Raw genomic sequence first — 5,951 nt, forward strand, 5'->3', positions numbered from 1 at the left:
GGCCTGGGTGACGAGCTCGTGGGTGGACTGTCCCTCGCCCACGGGGTGGAAACAGCGGAACCGGTGCCCCGCCCCCGCCGGTTCCGCATCCGGCATGGCGGTGGCGCACACGTCGTCCGCCTTCCAGCAGCGGGTGCGGAACGGGCAGCCGCTCGGCGGCCGGGTGGCCGACGGCACCGGACCGGCCAGCGGGATCGGGTCGATGGGGTCGAGCAGGCCCGGCGTGGCGGAGAACAGGGCGCGCGTGTACGGGTGCCGGGCGCGGTCGAGGATCTCCTGGGCCGGCGACTCCTCGACGATCCGGCCGAGGTACATCGTCACGACGCGGTCGCTCATCCTGCGCACCGTCTGGATGTCGTGCGACACGAACACCAGGGCGAGGCCCAGGCGTTCCTTCAGGTCCAGGAGCAGATTGAGGATCTGGGCGCGCACGGACACGTCCAGGGCGCTCGTCGGCTCGTCGGCGACGAGCAGGTCCGGTTCCAGGGCCAGCGCGCGGGCGATCGCGACCCGCTGGCGCTGACCGCCGGAGAGCTGCCCCGGCAGCCCGTCCGCGAGGACCTTCGGCAGACCGACGAGGGCCATCAACTCCCGTACGCGTTCCTCCCGTTCACGGGCGGAGCCCCGCTTGTGGACGTCGAGGGGGTCGCGCAGGATCTGCCGGATCGGGAGCCTGCGGTTCAGGGCGGTCGAGGGGTCCTGGAAGATCATGCCGGTGCGGGTGCCGATCGCCGTGCGGCGGGCGCCGGGTGCCATGGTCCACAGGTCCTCGCCCTGGAACGACACCGTGCCCGACGTGGGCCGCTGGACGCCGACGAGGACCTTCGCGAGCGTCGACTTGCCGCAGCCGGACTCGCCGACCACGCCGACGGTCTCTCCCCGGGCGACGGACAGGCCGGCGCCCGTCAGGGCGTAGACCCTGTCCCGTGAGAACAGGCCGCCGGTGCGGGCCGTGTGCACGACGTGCACGTCGCTCAACTCCGCGATGGGCAGGGTCATTTCGGCCTTCCCTCGGTGGTGGGGCGGCGTGCCGTGGGGAGCGTGGTCGTGTGGGCGGGGCCGCTGTGGCTGGTCGCGCCGTTCCCCGCGCCCCTTCGGGGCGCCGGATGATGGCAGGCCGTCGCGTGGGCCGTGCCGCCCACGAGCGCGGGCGTCTCGTGCCGGCACACCTCGCTCGCCAGCGGGCAGCGGTCCGCGAACCTGCAGCCCTTGGGGAAGTCCGCCGGTGACGGTACGACGCCCTTGATCTGGGTGAGGCGGCGCGCCGCCGACTCCAGGGAGAGGACCGAGCCGAGCAGGCCGCGCGTGTAGTGGTGCGTCGGCGCCTCCACGAGGTCGGCGGTGACGCCCGTCTCCACGATCTGTCCGCCGTACATCACCACCACCCGGTCGGTGACGTCGGCGACCAGGGCCAGGTCGTGCGAGACGAGGATCAGCGCGAAGCCCAGCTCCTCGCGCAGGCGCAGGAGCAGCTGGATGATCTGTGCCTGGACGGTCACGTCGAGCGCGGTGGTCGGCTCGTCGGCGACGACCAGCTTCGGGTCGCGGGACAGGGCCATGGCGATCAGGACGCGCTGGCGCTGGCCGCCGGAGAGTTCGTGCGGATAGCTGCGCAGGGTCCGCTCGGGGTCCAGGCCCACCAGGCCGAGGAGTTCGTCCGGGGTGCGCCGGCCGCCCCTGCGGACGACCTGCTTGAGCTGGGAGCGCACGGTCATCGCCGGGTTCAGGGACGACAGGGCGTCCTGGTAGATCATCGCCATGTCGTGGCCGAGCAGCCGGCGGCGGGCCCGCAGGGGCAGGCCGAGCAGCTCCCGGCCGCCGAAGGTGACGCTGCCGCGCACGCGGGCGCCGTTCGGCTCCAGGCCCATCACCGTCAGCGCGGTCAGCGACTTGCCGCAGCCCGACTCGCCGACCAGGCCGAGGACTTCGCCGGGGCGCACGTCGAAGCTGATGCCGTCGACGATGTCCACGCCGCCGTGCCGCTGCGGGAAGGAGACGGCCAGGTGCTCGACCCTGAGGACCGGATCGCCGGCCGGCAGGGGGCGGGCCCGTGAGCGCAGCCGCCCGGCCGCCTCGGTGAGCCCCGGCAGCTCCAGGACCTCGCCGCTGCCCGGCTCGGGGGCCTCGACGCGGTCCTGGGCGCGGGCGGCGCCCGTGACGTCACGCCCGGACGGCGCGGCCCAGGCGTCGGACACGCCCTCGGAGAGGATGTTCAGGGCGAGGACCGTGAACAGCATCAGGAGCCCGGGGAAGACCGTCGCCCACCAGCCGCCGATCAGGACCATGTTCTTGCCGTCGGCGATGACGCTGCCCCAGGACGGGTCGGGCGGCCGGACACCCGCGCCGATGAAGGAGAGCGAGGCCTCGAAGACGATGGCCTCGGCGACCTGCACCGTGCAGAACACGAGGATGGGCGCCGCGCAGTTGACGGCGACGTGGCGGATCAGGATGTGCGGGGTGCGCGCGCCGACGACGTGTTCGGCGACCACGTAGTCCTCGCCGTACTGGTCGAGGACGTTGGCGCGCACGACGCGGGCGATCGGCGGGGTGAACAGGAACGCGATGGCGCAGATGAGGACGAGGATGCCGCCGCCGAAGACCGCGACGAGCACGGCGGCCAGCGCGATCCCGGGGAACGCCATGACGACGTCGAGGCAGCGCATCAGCGTCTCGTCGACGGCCTTGCGGGAGGTCGCCGCGACGGCCCCGAGCACCGCGCCGACCAGCAGGGCGAGCAGCGTGGCGCCGAGCCCGATCGCCAGCGACCAGCGCGCCCCGTACATCAGCCGGCTGAGGATGTCGCGGCCCAGGCTGTCCTGGCCCATCCAGTGCTCGGCGGAGGGCGCGCCGGTGCCGCCCGCCTGGGGCTGCTGGTCGAGCGGGTCGTGCGGGGCGAGCAGCGGCGCGAGGAGCGCCATGAGGACGACGACGGTGAGCAGGCCCACCGCGACACGGGAGAGAACGGGGAGCTTGCGCAGCGAGCGCGGCCGCAGGCCCGGCACGGAGAGCCGGTCGGCGAGCGCCTTGCGTGAGGTGATCATCGACCGGTCCCCCTCAGACGCGGATTGACCAGCAGATGCAGGATGTCGATGGCGAGGTTGACGACCACGAAGCCGACGGCGGTGGTGATGACGACGCCCTGCACGACGGCCGGGTCGCCGTTCTTCACGGCGTCGATCATCAGCTTGCCCATGCCGGGCAGCGAGAAGATCGTCTCGATGACAACCGCGCCGCCGAGCAGATAGCCCACGCGCAGGCCGAGCACGGTGAGCGGGTTGATGAGGGCGTTGCGCAGGACGTTGCGGCCGACGACCACGACCGGCGGCAGTCCGCTGCCGATCGCCGTACGGACGTAGTCCTTGTCCAGCTCCTCGACCACGGCCGTGCGGATGATGCGGGTCAGCCCCGCCGCCACCGGCAGGGAGAGCGCCAGGGCGGGCAGCGTCATGGACTTCAGCCAGCCGGTGAAGGAGTCGGCGGGGTTGATGTAGCCGCCGGTCGGGAACCAGCCGAGCTCCACGGCCAGGTACTGGATCATCAGCAGCGCCAGCCAGAAGCCGGGCGCCGCGACGCCGGTCAGGGAGACGACGCGGATCAGCTGGTCCGGCAGCCGGTCGCGGTGGATGGCGGCGGTCACGCCGAGGGTGAGGGAGAGCACCACGGCGATGCCGAGCCCCAGGAAGGTCAGCTGCATGGTGAGCGGCAGGGCGGTGGCGACCTGGTCCAGGACGGGGGAGCGGTTGAGGACGCTGATGCCCATGTCGCCCTGGAGCAGGTCCCCTACAAACGCGATGTAGCGGACGGGCAGCGGATCGAGGAGACCGTTCTCCTCGCGGAACTGGTGCAGTTGCTCGGGGGTCGGGTTGGCGCCCTGGAAGAACGCGGAGGCCGGGTCGACGTCCGAGAACCGCATCACGACGAAGACGAAGAGCACGATGCCGAGCAGCAGCGGGACGAGCAGGACGATCCGGCGGGCCAGGATTCTGAGGACTGCGGTCACGGCGTGGGACTCCTGAACTATCCGTCTCTCAGGCCCACTTGGCCTGCAGCAGATTGATTCCCGGGTAGGGCTGGGCCTTGATGCCGGTGACCTTGTCGGGGTCCCAGGCGGTCATCAGCTCGTTGTGGACGACGGGGTAGAGCACCGCCTGTTCGGCCACCGTGTCGATGTAGTCCTGGATCATGGCCTTCTTCCGGCCCGCGTCGGACTCGCGCGTGGCCTGGTCCATGTCCTTGAAGAGCTGCTTGGCGACGGGGTCGTCCGCCCAGCGGGCGTAGCCCATCCAGATGTTCTCGGGGCCGTAGTTGTAGTGCATGATCAGGTCGGCGTCGATGCCGAACTGATTGGGGTTCGAGGCGGCCGCGACGATCTGGAAGTCCTTCTTCTGGTCCAGTTTGGTGAAGACCGCGGTGGTCTCCTGCGGGTCGAGGGTGACCTCGACGCCGAGCTTCTTCCAGCCGTCCTGGATGGTGGGCAGACAGTCCACGATCCAGCTCACGTTCACGGCCATGAGGTTGATCTTGAGGCTGTCGACCCCGGCCTCCTTCAGGAGCTTCTTCGCCTTGGCCAGGTCGTGTCCGTAGACCGTCTTCGCGGGCCGGTAGGAGGGGTTGGCCTCGTCGAGGAAGGACGTCGACGCCTTGCCGTGGCCCCTGAGCGCGGCCTCGATCATCTTGTCGCGGTCGATGGCGTAGTGCAGGGCCTGGCGCACGCGCACGTCGTCGAACGGCTTGTGCGCGGTGTTGAAGAGCAGGAAGAGGTTGTTCATGCCCGCGCCGCCCTCGACGGTCAGGCCGTCCTTCTTGAGCTGCTCGATGTTGGCATAGGGGATGTTGTCGGAGATCTCCGCGCCCGCGTCGCCGCCGGATATCTTCGCCACGCGCGGCGCGGCGTCCACGATCGTCAGCCAGTTCATCTTCTTGAAGGCGGCCTTGCGCGGGCCGTTGTAGTCCGCGTGCGCCTCGAAGGTGGTGTTCGACTTCGGGTGGTGCGCGGTCATCCGGTACGGGCCCGAACCCACCGCCTTCCCCTTGGTCGCGTCGTCCCAGGCGCCCGGCCGGGAGAAGACGTGCTTCGGCATGATCTTGGCGAGGGAGAGCCGCGCGGCGCCGTCGGGGAAGGGGAACTTGAGGATCAGCTCGACGTTCGTGGCGTCGACCTTCCTGACCTCCTTGAGCCAGCTCGCGAAGAAGCCCTTGGCGAGCGTCTGGGTCTTGGGGTCCAGGATGCGGTCGAAGACGAAGACCACGTCGTCGGCGGTGACCGGCTTGCCGTCGTGCCAGGTGGCGCCCGGCCGCAGCGCGAACTTCCAGGTGGTCGCCTTGAGGTCGTCCGGGACCTCGGTGGCCAGCGCGGCGTAGGGCTCGCGGGTGAGGGGGTCCGTGCCGAGCAGGCCCTCGTAGATGTGCTCGTTGCCGGCCATCGCGAAGGCGGACGCGGTCTGGGTGGGGTCCCAACTGCCGTCGTTGCCATAGCCGATGACGGCCGTGAGCGTCGCGTCGCCGCCCTTGCCGCCGCCGTCGGCCTCGTTCGTGGACTCGGGCCCCGAGCAGGCGGAGAGCGTGGTGGTGAGGGCGGCGGCCGCGCCGAGCGCGCCGGTGTACTTGAGGAAGGACCGGCGGTCCGGCGTGGTCTGAGGTGAGCCGTGGCGCGTCGCGGTCCGGGGGATCAGGTCGCTCACTGTGTCTCCCTTGCCTCCCTGAGAGGTCCCACGTCCTACGTCGTGGGTGGCGTGGCGACGATAGGAGCGGCGCGGGACCCGGTCAAGAGAGTGCGCAGGGATCCGAACGGGACGAAGTCGTGCCGGAGGTGGGACGTGGGATGTCACTCGTGCCTACGATGGCGCGCATGGCGCAGGAGCCGATCCGAGAGCGGCGAGTGAGCGGTCAAGTGCGGCGTGAGGTCGTCGAGTTGATCCTGGAGAGAGGGCTGCGGCCGGGCGCGCCGCTGC

General features: G+C 70.9%; 4 protein-coding genes. All 4 read right to left on the reverse strand.

Annotation, left to right across the window (positions count from 1 at the left end):
* Positions 1-999 (reverse strand): oligopeptide/dipeptide ABC transporter ATP-binding protein (locus AOK22_RS37305; protein WP_055703094.1); only part of this gene is annotated, 999 nt, incomplete at its 3' end.
* A complete protein-coding gene (locus AOK22_RS37310) occupies positions 996-3,041 on the reverse strand; it encodes a dipeptide/oligopeptide/nickel ABC transporter permease/ATP-binding protein (RefSeq protein WP_079037082.1) in 2,046 nt (681 codons plus the stop codon). The genes AOK22_RS37310 and AOK22_RS37305, both read right to left, overlap by 4 nt.
* Positions 3,038-4,000 carry an ABC transporter permease gene (locus tag AOK22_RS37315; protein ID WP_055703095.1) on the reverse strand — a complete coding sequence of 321 codons (963 nt, stop codon included), beginning with the start codon at positions 3,998-4,000 and terminating at the stop codon, positions 3,038-3,040. Before AOK22_RS37315 ends, AOK22_RS37310 begins: the two co-directional genes overlap by 4 nt.
* Positions 4,001-4,028: 28 nt before the next feature.
* Positions 4,029-5,681, reverse strand: a complete 1,653-nt coding sequence (locus AOK22_RS37320) for an ABC transporter substrate-binding protein (RefSeq protein WP_208606504.1) — start codon at positions 5,679-5,681, stop codon at positions 4,029-4,031.
* Positions 5,682-5,951 lie beyond the last annotated feature (270 nt).

The organism is Streptomyces silaceus, assembly GCF_001419745.1.
GTDB lineage: Bacteria > Actinomycetota > Actinomycetes > Streptomycetales > Streptomycetaceae > Streptomyces > Streptomyces silaceus.

What these genes read in the sequence shown, in the direction of transcription:
- AOK22_RS37310 (WP_079037082.1), bottom strand. Translation starts at nt 3,041, where the DNA reads ATGATCACCTCACGCAAGGCGCTCGCCGACCGGCTCTCCGTGCCGGGC.